General features: G+C 60.0%; 1 tRNA gene. It reads right to left on the bottom strand.

The features are described 5' to 3' along the window. Positions 1 to 346: 346 nt before the first annotated feature. Positions 347 to 423 (bottom strand) — tRNA-Ile (locus tag JUB11_RS32475). Between the last annotated feature and the right edge of the window lie 167 nt (positions 424 to 590).

The raw sequence follows: 590 nt of genomic DNA, 5'->3' as shown, positions 1-590 counted from the left end.
AGCTTATCGCAACGTGCTACGTCCTTCATCGCCTCTCAGTGCCAAGGCATCCACCAGATGCCCTTCTTACGCTTGATCCTTGAAGCGTTCAGCGCCACGCGCAGGAACAAACCCGCCCGCAGCCTCTCCGCCGTTCAGATGCTACGCCTCGCCAGTTCCCTTTCGGGCACCGGCCGAGGCGCGTCCTCGGTCACTTGCACTTGTCTTCACTTGTCCATGATCCCGCCCAACTGAAGTCGGGCAACTCAAACCCGAAGGCTTGAGCCACGTTGCCGTGTTGTGAGTCCCCTCATACGGATCTCGGTCGGCCTAGAGCGCTGCGTCCCATGACGCCAGCGCTTGAACCTGGTGGGCCAGGGAGGATTTGAACCTCCGACCTCACGCTTATCAAGCGCGCGCTCTAACCAACTGAGCTACTAGCCCCTCCCAGGGATCAGACATCAGGCATCAGGGATCAGAAAAACCTCTGATGCCTGATACCCGATACCTGATCCCTGGAATAGATCCGTGAGAAGGGATGCGCCGGCGGCGGCTCAGGGCCTGCCGCGGGTCCAACCCGTGCGGGGTTGGTTTTCCTTAGAAAGGAGGTG

Origin of the sequence: Azospirillum sp. SYSU D00513 (assembly GCF_017356015.1) — a bacterium.
Classification (GTDB): domain Bacteria; phylum Pseudomonadota; class Alphaproteobacteria; order Azospirillales; family Azospirillaceae; genus Azospirillum.
Note: the sequence above shows the minus strand (reverse complement) of the source record. Positions and strands in the feature narration are given on the sequence as shown.